General features: G+C 60.6%; 11 protein-coding genes and 1 pseudogene. 11 read left to right on the forward strand and 1 reads right to left on the reverse strand.

The window, feature by feature from the left end; all coding sequences use genetic code 11:
* Window positions 1–205 precede the first annotated feature (205 nt).
* The 8 genes from lptF to pdxJ all read left to right on the forward strand — a co-directional run bounded on the left by lptF (window position 206) and on the right by pdxJ (window position 8,611).
* Window positions 206–1,327, forward strand: a complete 1,122-nt coding sequence (gene lptF / locus FEE99_RS09480) for an LPS export ABC transporter permease LptF (RefSeq protein ID WP_016771566.1) — start codon at window positions 206–208, stop codon at window positions 1,325–1,327.
* Window positions 1,320–2,381, forward strand: coding sequence for an LPS export ABC transporter permease LptG (gene lptG / locus FEE99_RS09485; protein WP_041479512.1), 1,062 nt, complete (start codon window positions 1,320–1,322; stop codon window positions 2,379–2,381). The genes lptF and lptG overlap by 8 nt, the downstream gene beginning before the upstream one ends.
* A 173-nt stretch (window positions 2,382–2,554) precedes the next feature.
* A complete protein-coding gene (gene lepA, locus FEE99_RS09490) occupies window positions 2,555–4,351 on the forward strand; it encodes a translation elongation factor 4 (protein WP_016771564.1) in 1,797 nt (598 codons plus the stop codon).
* 9 nt (window positions 4,352–4,360) lie between these two features.
* The gene (gene lepB, locus FEE99_RS09495) at window positions 4,361–5,215 is read left to right on the forward strand and encodes a signal peptidase I (RefSeq protein ID WP_041479513.1); all 855 of its coding nucleotides are present in this window, start codon (window positions 4,361–4,363) and stop codon (window positions 5,213–5,215) included.
* 169 nt (window positions 5,216–5,384) lie between these two features.
* Window positions 5,385–6,074, forward strand: a complete 690-nt coding sequence (rnc, locus tag FEE99_RS09500) for a ribonuclease III (RefSeq protein ID WP_024011703.1) — start codon at window positions 5,385–5,387, stop codon at window positions 6,072–6,074.
* Complete coding sequence (gene era / locus FEE99_RS09505) at window positions 6,067–6,969, forward strand: GTPase Era (protein ID WP_016771562.1); 903 nt, start codon at window positions 6,067–6,069, stop codon at window positions 6,967–6,969. The genes rnc and era overlap by 8 nt, the downstream gene beginning before the upstream one ends.
* Window positions 6,970–7,135: 166 nt before the next feature.
* Complete coding sequence (recO, locus tag FEE99_RS09510) at window positions 7,136–7,825, forward strand: DNA repair protein RecO (protein ID WP_041479514.1); 690 nt, start codon at window positions 7,136–7,138, stop codon at window positions 7,823–7,825.
* A gap of 39 nt (window positions 7,826–7,864) precedes the next feature.
* Window positions 7,865–8,611, forward strand: a complete 747-nt coding sequence (gene pdxJ / locus FEE99_RS09515) for a pyridoxine 5'-phosphate synthase (RefSeq protein ID WP_041479515.1) — start codon at window positions 7,865–7,867, stop codon at window positions 8,609–8,611.
* 97 nt (window positions 8,612–8,708) lie between these two features.
* Here pdxJ and mltF read toward each other — a convergent pair.
* A pseudogene (mltF, locus tag FEE99_RS09520) lies at window positions 8,709–10,154 on the reverse strand (membrane-bound lytic murein transglycosylase MltF); the annotation flags it as partial.
* A gap of 285 nt (window positions 10,155–10,439) precedes the next feature.
* Between mltF and purL the strand changes: the two are divergent.
* The 3 genes from purL to FEE99_RS09535 all read left to right on the forward strand — a co-directional run bounded on the left by purL (window position 10,440) and on the right by FEE99_RS09535 (window position 15,960).
* The gene (purL, locus tag FEE99_RS09525) at window positions 10,440–14,336 is read left to right on the forward strand and encodes a phosphoribosylformylglycinamidine synthase (protein ID WP_041479516.1); all 3,897 of its coding nucleotides are present in this window, start codon (window positions 10,440–10,442) and stop codon (window positions 14,334–14,336) included.
* Window positions 14,337–14,341: 5 nt separating this feature from the next.
* Window positions 14,342–14,653, forward strand: coding sequence for a Nif3-like dinuclear metal center hexameric protein (locus FEE99_RS09530; RefSeq protein ID WP_041479517.1), 312 nt, complete (start codon window positions 14,342–14,344; stop codon window positions 14,651–14,653).
* A gap of 947 nt (window positions 14,654–15,600) precedes the next feature.
* Window positions 15,601–15,960 carry a DUF6124 family protein gene (locus FEE99_RS09535; RefSeq protein ID WP_041478212.1) on the forward strand — a complete coding sequence of 120 codons (360 nt, stop codon included), beginning with the start codon at window positions 15,601–15,603 and terminating at the stop codon, window positions 15,958–15,960.
* Window positions 15,961–15,972: the final 12 nt, after the last annotated feature.

A 15,972-nucleotide genomic window follows, 5' to 3' on the forward strand; every position in this document is an offset into this window, starting at 1 on the left:
TGCGACAAGGGCCGCAGTTTGAACCTCGCTCCCCGCGCCTGACAACCCTCAGCAAAGGATTACAGCGATGGATGAGTGTGCGCAGTGACAGGCGCACCCAATCACAGGATAATGCCGCATCTTTTTTCGACCGCTCTGCATGGCGGGCCGGTCGATGTGTTTGCTTGTTTGGCCGCCTTAGCCTGACAACCCTGGAGTGTCTGGTTTGATCGTCTTCCGTTATCTGTCCCGCGAAGTCCTGTTGACCCTTAGCGCCGTAAGTGCCGTGCTGCTGGTCATCATCATGAGCGGTCGCTTCATCAAATACCTGGCGCAGGCTGCGGCCGGTCAGCTCGATCCGGGCTCGCTGTTCCTGATCATGGGCTTTCGTCTGCCGGGCTTCCTGCAACTGATTCTGCCGCTGGGCCTGTTCCTCGGGATCCTGCTGGCCTACGGTCGCCTGTACCTGGAAAGCGAAATGACCGTGCTCTCGGCTACCGGCATGAGCCAGCAGAAGCTGTTTCGCATGACCCTGTTTCCGGCGACGCTGGTGGCACTGGTGGTGGCGTGGCTGAGCCTCGGTCTGGCTCCGCAGGGCGCCAACCAGTTTCAGCTGCTGCTGAACAAGCAGGACGCGCTGACCGAGTTCGATACCCTCGAGCCGGGCCGCTTCCAGGCCCTGCGTGATGGCACTCGGGTGACCTACACCGAAACCCTGAGCGACGATCGCGTCAATCTCGGCAGCGTGTTCATCTCGCAGAAGAACCTCGGCGCCGATAAAAAGGACCGCGGGATTTCCGTGCTGGTGGCCGAGTCGGGCCGTCAGGAAATCCGCCCCGACGGCAATCGCTACCTGATTCTCGACAACGGCTATCGTTATGACGGCAGCCCCGGACAGGCCGATTACCGCGCCATTCATTACGAAACCTACGGCGTGCTGCTGCCCAAGCCGGACGTCAGCGAAGAAGTCACCGACCGTGACGCGATGCCGACCTCGTCCCTGTGGGGCAGCGACGACATTCGTTCGAAAACCGAGCTGCAATGGCGTATGTCGCTGCCGTTGCTGGTGTTCATCGTGACCCTGATGGCGGTGCCGCTGTCGCGGGTGAATCCGCGCCAAGGGCGTTTTCTCAAGCTGCTGCCGGCGATTCTTCTTTATATGGCTTACCTGACCATCCTGATTGCCGCTCGCGGCGCCCTTGAAAAAGGCAAGATCCCGCCGGCCCTCGGCTTGTGGTGGGTGCACGCGATCTTCCTGGTGATCGGCCTTGGCCTGCTGTATTGGGAGCCGCTGCGCCTGAAACTGGCCAGCCGTCGCAGCGCCGCGCTGGAGGTGGCCCGTGGTTAAACTCGACCGCTACATCGGCAGCAGCGTGTTCATGGCGATCATCGCCGTGCTGGCGATCATCCTCGGCCTGGCGACGCTGTTTGCCTTCATCGATGAAATGGGCGACGTCAGCGACACCTACACCCTGGTCGACGTGCTCGGTTTTGTATTGCTGACCGCACCGCGCCGGCTGTATGAAATGTTGCCGATGGCCGCATTGATCGGCTGCCTGATCGGTCTCGGCAGTCTGGCCAGCAGCAGTGAGCTGACGGTCATGCGCGCTGCTGGCGTGTCGGTCGGCCGTATCGTCTGGGCTGTCATGAAGCCGATGCTGGTGCTGATGCTCGCCGGCGTGCTGATCGGCGAATACGTCGCCCCGGCCACCGAAAGCATGGCCCAGGCCAATCGCTCGCTGGCCCAGGGCAGCGGCGATGCGCAAAGCGCCAAGCACGGTATGTGGCACCGTCAGGGTGAAGAATTCATCCACATCAACGCGGTTCAACCGAACGGTCTGTTGTACGGCGTGACGCGTTATCACTTCGACAAGGAGCGCCATCTGCTCAGCTCCAGCTTCGCCAAGAAGGCCGAGTTTGACGGCAGCAAGTGGCAGCTCACTGACGTTGCCACCACGCTCTTCCACGAGCGCAGCACTGAGGTCGTCAATGCCCCGAGCGAGGAGTGGGACGTGGCGTTGAGCCCGCAACTGCTCAGCACCGTAGTCATGGCGCCGGAATCGCTGTCGATCAGCGGTCTGTGGGGCTACATCCACTATCTGGCCGAGCAGGGCCTGAGCAACGGCCGTTACTGGCTGGCATTTTGGGTCAAGGTGTTGCAGCCGCTGGTGACTGCCGCGCTGGTGCTGATGGCGATCTCGTTCATCTTCGGCCCGCTGCGTTCGGTGACCCTTGGTCAGCGGGTCTTCACCGGTGTGCTGGTGGGCTTCACCTTCCGCATCGTCCAGGATCTGCTGGGGCCATCGAGTCTGGTGTTCGGTTTCTCGCCGCTATTTGCGGTGCTGGTGCCGGCCGGCGTGTGTGCGCTGGCGGGTGTCTGGCTGCTTAGACGCGCGGGCTGATGAACAAGCTTTCATTCAGCGCTTGACCCCTGAAAACGCCTCGGTCGCCAGACCGGGGCGTTTTTGCATGCGATCCGGGTGACAGGCGAACGTGACGCTTGCGCCGTGTATCAGGTACAATTCCCGGCTATTTTTCGGCGGGCCAAGCCTGCAGCCTTTTTGAGTGTTGATCCGTGAGTGATTTGAGTCATATCCGCAATTTCTCCATCATCGCCCACATTGACCATGGCAAGTCGACGCTGGCTGACCGTTTCATCCAGATGTGCGGCGGCCTGGCCGAGCGTGAAATGGAAGCCCAGGTACTGGATTCCATGGATCTTGAGCGTGAACGCGGGATCACCATCAAGGCCCACAGCGTTACCCTCTATTACAAAGCCAAAGACGGCATCACCTACCAGCTGAACTTCATTGACACCCCGGGCCACGTCGACTTCACCTACGAAGTCAGCCGTTCCCTGGCCGCGTGCGAAGGTGCCTTGCTGGTGGTCGATGCGGGGCAGGGCGTAGAAGCCCAGTCCGTGGCCAACTGCTACACCGCCATCGAGCAGGGCCTGGAGGTCATGCCGGTACTGAACAAGATCGACCTGCCACAGGCCGAGCCGGATCGCGTCAAGGACGAGATCGAGAAAATCATCGGCATCGACGCTACCGACGCTGTCACCTGCAGCGCCAAGACCGGCCTGGGTGTCGACGAAGTGCTCGAGCGTCTGGTGCACACCATCCCTGCGCCGACCGGCAACATCGAAGATCCGCTGCAAGCGTTGATCATCGACTCCTGGTTCGACAACTACCTGGGCGTTGTTTCCCTGGTACGCGTGCGCCACGGCCGTGTGAAGAAGGGCGACAAGATTCTGGTCAAGTCCACCGGCAAGGTGCACCTGGTCGACAGCGTCGGCGTGTTCAACCCGAAACACACCGCCACCGTTGATCTGAAGGCCGGCGAAGTGGGCTTCATCATCGCCAGCATCAAGGACATTCACGGTGCGCCGGTCGGTGACACCCTGACCCTGAGCTCCACCCCTGATGTGCCGGTGCTGCCGGGCTTCAAACGCATTCAGCCACAGGTTTACGCCGGTCTGTTCCCGGTCAGTTCCGACGACTTCGAGGATTTCCGCGAAGCGCTGCAGAAGCTGACCCTGAACGACTCGTCGCTGCAGTACACCCCGGAAAGCTCCGACGCCCTCGGCTTTGGCTTCCGTTGCGGCTTCCTCGGCATGCTGCACATGGAAATCATCCAGGAGCGCCTCGAGCGCGAATACGACCTGGACCTGATCACCACCGCGCCGACAGTAATTTTCGAGCTGGTGCTGAAAACCGGTGAAACGATTTACGTCGACAACCCGTCGAAGCTTCCGGATGTGTCGGCGATCGAGGACATGCGCGAGCCAATCGTGCGCGCCAATATCCTCGTGCCGCAGGAACACCTGGGCAACGTCATCACCCTGTGCATCGAGAAACGCGGCGTTCAGGTCGACATGCTGTTCCTCGGCAATCAGGTGCAAGTGACCTACGACCTGCCGATGAACGAAGTGGTCCTGGACTTCTTCGACCGTCTCAAATCCACCAGCCGCGGCTATGCTTCGCTGGACTACCATTTCGATCGTTACCAATCGGCTAATCTGGTGAAACTGGACGTGCTGATCAACGGCGACAAGGTCGATGCCCTGGCATTGATCGTGCACCGTGACAATTCGCACTTCAAAGGTCGCCAGTTGACCGAGAAGATGAAAGAACTGATTCCTCGTCAGATGTTCGACGTGGCGATTCAGGCCGCCATCGGTGGTCAGATCGTGGCCCGGACAACCGTCAAGGCGCTCAGAAAGAACGTATTGGCCAAATGCTACGGCGGTGACGTCAGTCGTAAGAAGAAGCTGCTCGAGAAGCAGAAGGCCGGTAAGAAACGCATGAAACAGGTCGGCAACGTGGAAATTCCACAGGAAGCCTTCCTCGCCGTGCTCAGGTTGGAATAATCAGGTCCTATGTCGCTAAATTTCCCGCTGTTGCTGGTCATCGCCGTGTTCGTCTGCGGCCTGTTGGCGTTGATTGATCTGCTGTTCCTGGCACCGCGTCGGCGGGCTGCCATTGCCTCTTATCAAGGCAGTGTCAGCCAACCCGAGCCTGTGGTGGTCGAGAAGCTGAACAAAGAGCCGCTGCTGGTTGAATACGGCAAGTCGTTCTTTCCGGTGCTGTTCATCGTGCTGGTGCTGCGTTCGTTCCTGGTGGAGCCGTTCCAGATTCCGTCCGGCTCGATGAAACCGACCCTGGATGTCGGCGACTTCATTCTGGTGAACAAGTTTTCCTACGGCATCCGTCTGCCGGTGATCGACAAGAAGATCATCGAAGTCGGTGACCCGCAGCGCGGCGATGTGATGGTGTTCCGCTACCCGAGCGACCCGAACGTCAACTACATCAAGCGTGTGGTGGGCCTGCCGGGTGACACGGTGCGTTACACCGCCGACAAGCGTCTGTTCGTCAACGGTGAGTCGATCGCCGAGAAGATGGCCGGCGCCGAAGCAGGTTCGCTGGGCAGCGCGGAGCTCTATCAGGAAAAACTCGGCGCAGCCGAGCACCTGATCCGCAAGGAAATGAGCCGTTACCGCGCCACTCTGGATCGTTCGTGGACGGTGCCTGCCGGGCACTACTTCATGATGGGCGACAACCGCGACAATTCGAACGACAGCCGCTACTGGGATGATCCGAACATTCCCAAGGATCTGCTGGGCATGGTTCCCGACAAGAATATTGTCGGCAAGGCCTTCGCGGTCTGGATGAGCTGGCCAGAGCCGAAACTCAGCCACCTGCCGAATTTCTCGCGGGTCGGCCTGATCAAGTAATCAAACACGGCGCTGTTGACCACAGCGCCGAATGCATTTCTGGAGCCGGCACAATCGGCTTCGCAATCGCCAGGATCTAATTTTTGAACACAGCGTTAATTGTCCCAGGCCTGCGCCGTACCCCGGCGATGGCAGTGGAAACCAGCCACGAACTCAGCGTGGGTAAACCGTGAGCGTTTCTCTAAGCCGTCTCGAGCGCCAGCTCGGTTACACCTTCAAGGATCAGGAGCTGATGCTGCTGGCCCTCACGCACCGCAGTTTTGCCGGGCGCAACAACGAGCGTCTGGAATTCCTCGGTGATGCCATCCTCAACTTCGTCGCTGGCGAGGCGCTGTTCGATCGCTTCCCGCTGGCCCGCGAAGGTCAGTTGTCGCGTTTGCGCGCACGGCTGGTAAAAGGTGAGACGCTGGCCGTACTGGCTCGCGGTTTCGACCTCGGTGATTATCTGCGCCTGGGTTCAGGTGAACTGAAGAGCGGTGGTTTCCGCCGTGAATCGATTCTCGCCGATGCCCTCGAAGCTCTGATCGGTGCGATCTACCTCGATGCCGGCATGGACGTCGCCCGCGAGCGCGTACTGGCGTGGCTGGCCGGCGAATTCGAAGGCCTGACGCTGGTCGACACCAATAAGGATCCGAAAACCCGCTTGCAGGAACACCTGCAATCGCGCGGTTGCGAACTGCCACGCTACGAAGTGGTGGATATTCAGGGCGAACCGCACTGCCGTACCTTCTTCGTCGAGTGCGAAGTGGTCTTATTGAATGAAAAAAGCCGAGGTCAGGGTGTGAGCCGTCGTATTGCCGAACAGGTAGCGGCCGCCGCAGCACTGATTGCCCTGGGCGTGGAGAATGGCAATGACTGATACAAACGCAACTCGCTGTGGCTACGTTGCCATCGTCGGCCGTCCCAACGTCGGCAAGTCGACGCTGCTCAACCACATCCTCGGGCAGAAGCTCGCGATCACCTCGCGCAAGCCGCAGACTACTCGCCACAACATGCTCGGCATCAAGACCGAGGGCGACGTGCAGGCGATCTACGTCGACACCCCGGGCATGCACAAGGGTGGCGAAAAGGCCCTGAACCGTTACATGAACAAAACCGCTTCGGCGGCGTTGAAAGACGTCGACGTGGTGATCTTCGTCGTCGACCGCACCAAGTGGACCGACGAAGACCAGATGGTGCTCGAACGTGTGCAATACGTGACGGGCCCGCTGATCGTCGCGCTGAACAAGACCGATCGCATCGAAGACAAAGCCGAGCTGATGCCGCACCTGAGCTGGTTGCAGGAACAGCTGCCAAACGCCCAGATCATCCCGATTTCCGCGCAGCACGGGCACAACCTCGAAGCGCTGGAAAAGGTCATCGCCGATCACTTGCCGGAGAATGATCACTTCTTCCCGGAAGACCAGATCACCGACCGCAGCAGCCGTTTCCTTGCCGCCGAACTGGTGCGCGAGAAAATCATGCGCCAGATGGGTGCCGAGCTGCCGTACCAGATCACCGTCGAAATCGAAGAATTCAAGCAGCAGGGCAAGACCCTGCACATCCACGCGCTGATTCTCGTCGAGCGTGACGGCCAGAAGAAAATCATCATTGGCGACAAGGGCGAGCGCATCAAGCGCATTGGCACCGAAGCGCGCAAGGACATGGAGCTGCTGTTCGACTCCAAGATCATGCTCAACCTGTGGGTCAAGGTGAAGGGCGGCTGGTCCGATGACGAGCGCGCGCTGCGTTCGCTGGGTTATGGCGATCTGTAAGTAGCGATCTCGAAAACACCGCTACTCACTGTGGGAGCGAGCCTGCTCGCGAAGAGGATGTAACACTCAGCATTGATGTTGACTGTCACTCCGCTTTCGCGAGCAGGCTCGCTCCCACAGTGGTTTTGGGTTGTATGTAAAACCGCGTTTCTTCATCGAGAACTCAATGTCGCAAAACCCGCCTCCCGCCCAACCCGCCTATGTCCTGCATTCGCGCGCCTATCGCGAAACCAGCGCACTGGTCGATTTCCTCACGCCGCAAGGTCGGCTGCGGGCGGTGTTGCGCAGTGCGCGGGGCAAGGCCGGGACGCTGGCGCGGCCGTTCGTGGCGCTGGAGGTCGAGTTTCGTGGCAAGGGCGAGCTGAAGAATGTCGGGCGCATGGAGAGTTCTGGCACCTCTGCGTGGCTCAACGGCGAGGCGCTGTTCAGCGGCCTCTATCTCAACGAGCTGTTGATTCGGCTGTTGCCTGCCGAAGATCCGCATCCGGCGGTGTTCGATCATTACGCCGCGACCTTGCTGGCGCTGGCCGAAGGTCGACCACTGGAACCGTTGCTGCGCTCCTTCGAATGGCGATTGCTGGATGATCTCGGCTACGGCTTCTCGATGAACACTGACATCCACGGTGAGCCCGTCGCTGCTGACGGTCTCTATCGCCTGCAAGTCGATGCCGGGCTCGAAAGGGTGTATCTGCTGCAGCCAGGCCTGTTCAACGGCACTGAACTGCTGGCCATGGCCGAAGCCGACTGGTCGGCGCCCGGTGCGCTGTCGGCGGCCAAGCGTCTGATGCGCCAGGCGCTGGCGGTGCATTTGGGCGGGCGCCCGCTTGTCAGTCGCGAGCTGTTTCGCAAGCCCTGATATGCTGTGCGCCGAATCTCTCAATTCAGGAGCGCATCCGTGACCAGCAGCAATCGCATTCTTCTCGGCGTGAACATCGACCACGTCGCCACCCTGCGTCAGGCCCGTGGCACGCGCTACCCGGATCCGGTCAAAGCGGCGCTGGATGCAGAAGAGGCGGGCGCCGATGGCATCACCGTGCACCTGCGCGAAGATCGCCGTCACATCCAGGAGCGCGACGTGTTGCTGCTCAAGGATGTGCTGCAAACCCGCATGAACTTCGAAATGGGTGTCACCGAAGAAATGATGGCGTTCGCCGAGCGCATTCGCCCGGCGCATATCTGCCTGGTCCCGGAAACCCGTCAGGAGCTGACCACCGAAGGCGGTCTGGATGTAGCGGGGCAGGAGGAGCGCATCAGGGCTGCGGTCGAGCGCTTGTCGAAGATCGGCAGCGAAGTGTCGCTGTTCATCGACGCCGACGAGCGCCAGATCGCCGCCTCCAAGCGCGTCGGTGCGCCGGCTATCGAGCTGCACACCGGGCGTTACGCCGATGCCGAAACCCCGACTGAAGTGGCAGAAGAGCTCAAGCGCGTCGCTGATGGCGTGGCGTTTGGACTGGCGCAGGGCCTGATCGTCAATGCCGGGCATGGCCTGCATTACCACAACGTCGAGGCCGTGGCGGCGATCAAAGGCATCAACGAACTGAACATCGGCCACGCGCTGGTGGCGCATGCGTTGTTCGTGGGCTTCAAATCTGCTGTGTCGGAAATGAAAACGCTGATCCTGGCTGCTGCTCTAAAGGGCTAAGAGCAAAAGATCGCAGCCTTCGGCAGCTCCTACAGGTGTACACATAGCCCTGTAGCAGCTGCCGGAGGTTGCGATCTTTTGCTTTAAAGAGGGCGGGCTCTTGCGCCGGTTTCGACTTGTCGATCGCCGGCACATGCAGGTTGCCCTCGGCCACCTGATCGCCTTCAAGCTGCGGCTGGGTCACCCAGGTCAGGATGTCGTAGTAGCGACGGATGTTCGCCACGAAATGCACCGGCTCGCCACCGCGGGCGTAACCGTAGCGGGTCTTGCTGTACCACTGCTTCTGCGAGAGGCGCGGCAGGATCTTTTTCACGTCCAGCCATTTGTCCGGATTCAAGCCTTCCTTCGCCGCCAGTTTGCGCGCGTCATCCAGATGGCCGCTGCCGACGTTGTACGCCGCCAGGGCGAACCAGGTGCGATCCGGTTCCTGGATCGAATCGTCGAGCTGATCTTTCATATAAGCCAGGTACTTGGCACCGCCCATAATGCTCTGCTTGGGATCGAGGCGGTTCGACACGCCCATCGCCTGCGCGGTGTTCTGGGTCAGCATCATCAGACCGCGCACGCCGGTTTTCGAGGTCACCGTCGGCTGCCACAGGGATTCCTGATAGCCGATGGCGGCCAGCAGGCGCCAGTCGACTTTCTCTTTCTTCGCGTAATTCTTGAAGTGCTGTTCGTATTTCGGCAGGCGCTGCTGCAAGTGCTGGGCGAAGGTGGTGGCGCCCATGTAGCCGAGGACATCAACGTGGCCGTAGTAGCGGTCCTTCAGGCGTTGCAGGGTGCCGTTTTTCTGCACCTTGTCCAGATACGCATTGATTTCATTGAGCAGGCTGTTGTCTTCGCCCGGGCCCACCGCCCAGCTCTGGCTGCGCGCGTCGCCGAGGTCGAAGGCCACGCGGATGTTGGTGAAGTACACCTGATTCATCGCAACTTCGTTGGAGTCGACCAGGGTCAGGTCAATCTGGCCTTCATCGACCATGCGCAGCAGATCGACCACTTCAACCGCGTCGGATTCTTCGTATTCGATGCCGGGATATTTCTGTTTCAGCGCGGCCAGTTGTTCGGCGTGGGTGCTGCCCTTGAGCACGGTGATCTTCTTGCCGACCAGATCCGCCGGATCGGTGGGGCGCGACTGGCCGTTGCGGTAGATGATCTGCGGGGTGACTTCGAGGTAGGAGTGGGAGAACCGCACCTGCTTCTTGCGTTCATCGCTGCTGACCAGACCGGCGGCCGCGAGTACCGGGCCGTTCGGCTTGCCGACCTGGTTGAACAGGTCATCGAGATTGTCGGCAGTCTCGATCTTCAGCTCGACGCCCAAATCGTCGGCGAAGCGCTTCACCAGCTCGTATTCGAAGCCGGTTTCACCGCTGCGATCCTGAAAGTAGGTGGCGGGGCTGTTGCGGGTAACCACGCGCAGCACACCGTCCTCCTTTACGCGCTCGAGTGTGTTGGGTTTATCAACACAGCCACCGAGCATCAGGAAGAGTCCGGTTGCGATCAGCCATTTGGCGTATCGCGGACGCAAAGCCGTTGGGAAAAACATCTGCGCAGTATACGCAAACGGCCACGGGCGCCATATCTCGACAGCGTAGGACTAGTCTGCTAGCGATCACAAATCCGAGCGAAATCCCTTGAATACGGGCCTTCAGGGCATTTTGTTACAGTAAAAATAAGCCATGCTGAAACGCTCGATTTACCTGACCCCGAAGGCAGAAACACAGATTGCTACCCGAGTGCAACCGTGCGTAGCGTTTCGGGTGATGTTGAGGTCGGTTTAGGCTAGAATGCACGGCCTCAAAGCACACCCCTTCCCGAGGCTGTCCCGAAGATGTTGATCCTGCGCGGCGCTCCTGCCCTTTCTGCCTTTCGCCACAGCAAACTCCTTGAGCAACTGAACCAGAAGGTTCCAGCTGTCAGTGGCCTGTATGCTGAATTCGCTCACTTCGCCGAAGTCACCGGCGTCCTGACCGGCGACGAACAGCAGGTGCTAGCGCGCCTTCTGAAGTACGGCCCAAGTGTTCCGGTTCAAGAGCCGACCGGCCGTCTGTTTCTGGTGTTGCCGCGTTTCGGCACCATTTCGCCGTGGTCGAGCAAGGCCAGTGACATCGCCCGCAACTGCGGCCTGAGCAAGATCCAGCGCCTGGAACGCGGTATCGCCTTCTATGTTGCAGGGCAGTTCAGCGAAGCCGAAGCCCAGCTGATTTCGGACGCGCTGCATGACCGCATGACCCAGATCGTGCTGGCCAACCTTGAGCAGGCCGCCGGTCTTTTCAGCCACGCCGAGCCGAAGCCGCTGACCGCCATCGACATCCTCGGTGGCGGCCGCGCCGCGCTGGAAAAGGCCAACACCGAGCTGGGCCTGGCCCTGGCCGAAGACGAGATCGACTATCTGGTCAACGCCTTCAACGGTCTGAAGCGCAACCCGCACGACATCGAACTGATGATGTTTGCCCAGGCCAACTCCGAGCACTGCCGCCACAAGATCTTCAACGCCAGTTGGGACATTGACGGCCAGAGCCAGGAAAAAAGCCTGTTCGGCATGATCAAGAACACCTATCAGATGCACAGCGAAGGCGTGCTGTCCGCTTACAAGGACAACGCTTCGGTGATTGTCGGCAACGTTGCCGGCCGCTTCTTCCCGAACCCTGAAACCCGCCAGTACGGCGCGGTGCAGGAGCCGGTGCACATCCTGATGAAGGTTGAAACCCATAACCACCCGACCGCGATTGCTCCGTTCCCGGGCGCATCCACCGGCTCCGGTGGCGAGATCCGTGACGAAGGTGCAACCGGTCGTGGCGCCAAGCCCAAGGCCGGCCTCACCGGTTTCACCGTATCGAACCTGCAGATCCCGGGCTTCGAACAGCCGTGGGAAGTGCCGTACGGCAAGCCTGAGCGCATCGTCACCGCGCTGGACATCATGATCGAAGGCCCGCTCGGCGGCGCTGCGTTCAACAACGAATTCGGCCGTCCGGCGCTGACCGGCTACTTCCGTACCTTCGAGCAGTCGATCACCACCCCGCACGGCGACGAAGTGCGCGGTTACCACAAGCCGATCATGCTCGCTGGCGGCATGGGCAACATCCGTGAAGAGCACGTCAAGAAAGGCGAGATCGTCGTCGGCTCCAAGCTGATCGTGCTCGGCGGCCCGGCGATGTTGATCGGTCTCGGTGGCGGCGCGGCTTCGTCGATGGCCACCGGCACCAGCTCGGCGGATCTGGATTTTGCTTCCGTGCAGCGTGAAAACCCTGAAATGGAACGTCGCTGCCAGGAAGTCATCGACCGTTGCTGGCAGCTCGGCGACAAGAACCCGATCAGCTTCATTCACGACGTCGGCGCGGGCGGTCTGTCCAACGCCTTCCCGGAACTGGTCAACGACGGCGACCGTGGTGGCCGTTTCGAACTGCGCAACATCCCGAATGACGAGCCGGGTATGGCCCCGCACGAAATCTGGTCGAACGAATCCCAGGAACGTTACGTGCTGGCAGTCGGCCCGGAAGACTTCGAGCGCTTCCAGGCGATCTGCGAACGCGAGCGTTGCCCGTTTGCCGTGGTCGGGGAAGCCACTGCCGAACCGCAATTGACCGTCACCGACAGCCACTTCGGCAACAACCCGGTGGACATGCCGCTGGAAGTGTTGTTGGGCAAGGCGCCGCGCATGCACCGTTCGGTGGTTCGCGAAGCCGAGCTGGGCGATGACTTCGATCCGTCGAACCTCGACATCAGCGAGTCCATCGAACGCGTTCTGCATCACCCGGCCGTAGCCAGCAAAAGCTTTTTGATCACCATCGGCGACCGCACCATCACCGGCCTCGTCGCCCGTGACCAGATGGTCGGCCCATGGCAGGTGCCGGTGGCTGACGTTGCCGTCACCGCCACCAGTTTCGACGTCTACACCGGTGAAGCGATGGCGATGGGCGAGCGTACTCCGCTGGCTCTGCTGGACGCGCCGGCCTCGGGCCGCATGGCCATCGGCGAAACCATCACCAACATTGCCGCCTCGCGCATCAACAAACTTTCCGACATCAAACTGTCGGCGAACTGGATGTCGGCGGCCGGTCACCCGGGCGAAGACGCGCGTTTGTATGACACCGTGAAAGCGGTCGGCATGGAGCTGTGCCCTGAGCTGGGCATCACCATTCCGGTGGGCAAGGACTCGATGTCCATGGCCACGCGCTGGAACGACAATGGCGAAGACAAGACCGTCACTTCGCCGATGTCGCTGATCGTCACCGGTTTCGCGCCAGTGGCTGACATCCGTCAGACCCTGACCCCGGAACTGCGCATGGACAAGGGCACCACCGACCTGATCCTGATCGACCTCGGTCGCGGCCAGAACCGCATGGGTGCATCGATCCTCGCGCAGGTCCACGGCAAACTCGGCAAGCATGCGCCGGACGTCGATGACGCTGAAGACCTGAAAGCCTTCTTCGCAGTGATCCAGGGCCTCAACGCCGACGGTCATCTGCTGGCCTACCACGACCGTTCCGACGGTGGTCTGCTGACCTCCGTGGTGGAAATGGCCTTTGCCGGCCACTGCGGTCTGAGCCTGAACCTCGACAGCGTTGCCGAGTCCTCGGCAGAGATCGCCGCGATCCTGTTCAACGAAGAGCTCGGCGCAGTGATCCAGGTTCGCCAGGACGCCACCCCGGACATCCTCGCGCAGTTCAGCGCCGCCGGTCTGGGCGACTGCGTGTCGGTGATCGGTCAGCCGATCAACAATGGCCAGATCAACATCACCTTCAACGGTGACACCGTGTTCGAAGGCCAGCGTCGTCTGCTGCAGCGTCAGTGGGCCGAGACCAGCTACCAGATCCAGCGTCTGCGCGACAACGCCGACTGCGCCGAGCAGGAATTCGACGCGCTGCTGGAAGAAGACAACCCGGGCCTGAGCGTCAAGCTCAGCTACGACGTCAATCAGGACATCGCCGCGCCTTACATCAAGAAAGGCATCCGCCCACAGGTTGCCGTGCTGCGTGAGCAGGGCGTCAACGGTCAGGTGGAAATGGCCGCCGCATTCGACCGCGCCGGTTTCAGCGCGATTGACGTGCACATGAGCGATATCCTCGCCGGTCGTGTCGACCTCAACGAGTTCAAAGGCCTGGTGGCCTGCGGCGGTTTCTCCTACGGCGACGTGCTCGGCGCCGGTGAAGGCTGGGCCAAGTCGGCGCTGTTCAACAGCCGCGCCCGCGATGCGTTCCAGGGCTTCTTCGAACGTAACGACAGCTTCACGCTGGGCGTGTGCAACGGTTGCCAGATGATGTCCAACCTGCACGAGCTGATCCCGGGCAGCGAGTTCTGGCCGCACTTCGTGCGCAACCGCTCCGAGCAGTTCGAAGCGCGGGTGGCGATGGTGCAGATCCAGGAGTCGAACTCGATCTTCCTGCAGGGCATGGCCGGTTCGCGCATGCCGATCGCTATCGCCCACGGTGAAGGTCATGCCGAGTTCGCCAGCGAAGAAGCACTGCTGGAAGCCGATCTGTCCGGTTGCGTGGCGATGCGTTTTGTCGACAACCACGGCAAGGTCACCGAAGCCTACCCGGCCAACCCGAACGGCTCGCCGCGCGGGATCACCGGTCTGACCAGCCGTGACGGTCGCGTGACGATCATGATGCCGCACCCGGAGCGTGTGTTCCGCGCGGTGCAGAACTCGTGGCGTTCGGAAGACTGGACCGAAGATGCTCCTTGGATGCGCATGTTCCGAAATGCGCGCGTCTGGGTTAACTAAGGCCTGTGTACAAGCTGGCGTTTTTTGTTCCTGACAGTCATGTCGAGGTGGTCAAAGGGGCTGTGTTCGCTGCCGGTGGTGGGCGGATCGGTGACTATGACCACTGTGCGTGGCAGGTGCTTGGCTCTGGTCAGTTTCGACCGTTGGACGGCAGTCAGCCGTTTGTCGGTCAGGCGGGGCAGGTTGAGCGGGTTGAGGAATGGAAGGTTGAGCTTGTCGTTGCGGATGAGTTGATTGTGGCTGTTGTGGCGGCGTTGAAGCTCAGTCATCCGTATGAGACGCCGGCTTATGAGGTGTGGCGGCTGGAGGATTTCTGATCTTCTTTGCTGCTGGAACGGGAAACCCGCAGATGAGGGATTGTCTGCGGGTTTTTTGTTGCCTGCGATTTGCTTTTCTGTGGGAGTGAGCCTGCTCGCGATGGCGCCTTTATAGGCGACCATGTTCTGGCTGATTGGGTGAATATCCGTTGCTTCGGGTGTGGCGGCTGGCGGTTTAGCCCTTACGGCGACTCACTTTTTTTACAAACGCCTAAAAAAAGTAAGCAAAAAAACGCTTGCTCCTGCGTTCGGCCCTCGCAGGCTCGGGTTCCTTCGCTCCGGGACTGATCCGGGCGCAGCGGCTCCGGTTTGCTTCGCTGCACCTCCTTCCGCTGTGTCTGGCTGCGCCAGACGGTCGCTGCGCTCCCACGCCCGGATCAATCCCTCCACTCAGCCTTCCGACGTCGCCGGTGGATCAAGATCAAGAGCACTCGAGCTTGCGCTCATTGTTGAGTGGGGCGGCTTCGCCGCGGGCAGCTGCGCTGCTTTGCTTTTGCTTTTGTGGGAGCGAGCCTGCTCGCGAAGGCGGCCTGACAGCCGACCTGTTTCTTGAGGTTGTGCTCGATCCAATTGTAGGAGTGAGCCTGCTCGCGATGAGGCCCATCCAGGCGCCCGAGAACTTGAGATTGTTTAAATCCGGTACCCGATGACCAGAACCTTCCCACAAGGTTTTCAGGTTGTCCGTCGGACGCGCGATCTCTAGTCTTTTGGTGTCGCCGAAACTTCGGCGATCGGGTGTGAGAACCCTTAGGAACTGTTAATCCACAATCAGTACCACCATAATCGCCGCCGGCATTCCTGCTGTCTGCATTGTTATGGCGGCTGTGTGCGGGCGGACTTCGGTCCGGCCGGGCTTGTTCCTACCGGTTTCTCACCCCGCACACTGCTGCCACCACTCCGCCGCGTGAGAAACGGCAAGTGATTGGCTATTGATTAGGAACGTATCAATGTCAAAACCTGTGCCCGATCCACCATACGAACCCACCCCCCTCGAACAAACCATCCGCGCCGACGACCTCGCGAAAAACCGCGAAGCGATCAAGCGGGCTCTGGATTTTTACCTGTGCCCGCAACCTGGCAAGGCGCACCCGCCCAGCACCATGTTCCTCATCCAGCCGGAAATCGACACCGAAACCCTGCTCGCCCATGCCTGTGAATCGCTCGCTTCAGCCAACACTCTGGCCAGTGATTTCGCTGATCAGTTGGGGCGACCGCAGCGCAATACGGCGCTGGCGATTCAGCAGATCATCATGCTCGCTGAGCTGGCGGTGAACCGTGCGCTGGATCGGGTGGATCCTCAGGCATGAAAAAACCACTGG

The sequence above is a fragment of the Pseudomonas sp. ef1 genome (assembly GCF_007293365.2).
Lineage (GTDB): Bacteria > Pseudomonadota > Gammaproteobacteria > Pseudomonadales > Pseudomonadaceae > Aquipseudomonas > Aquipseudomonas siliginis.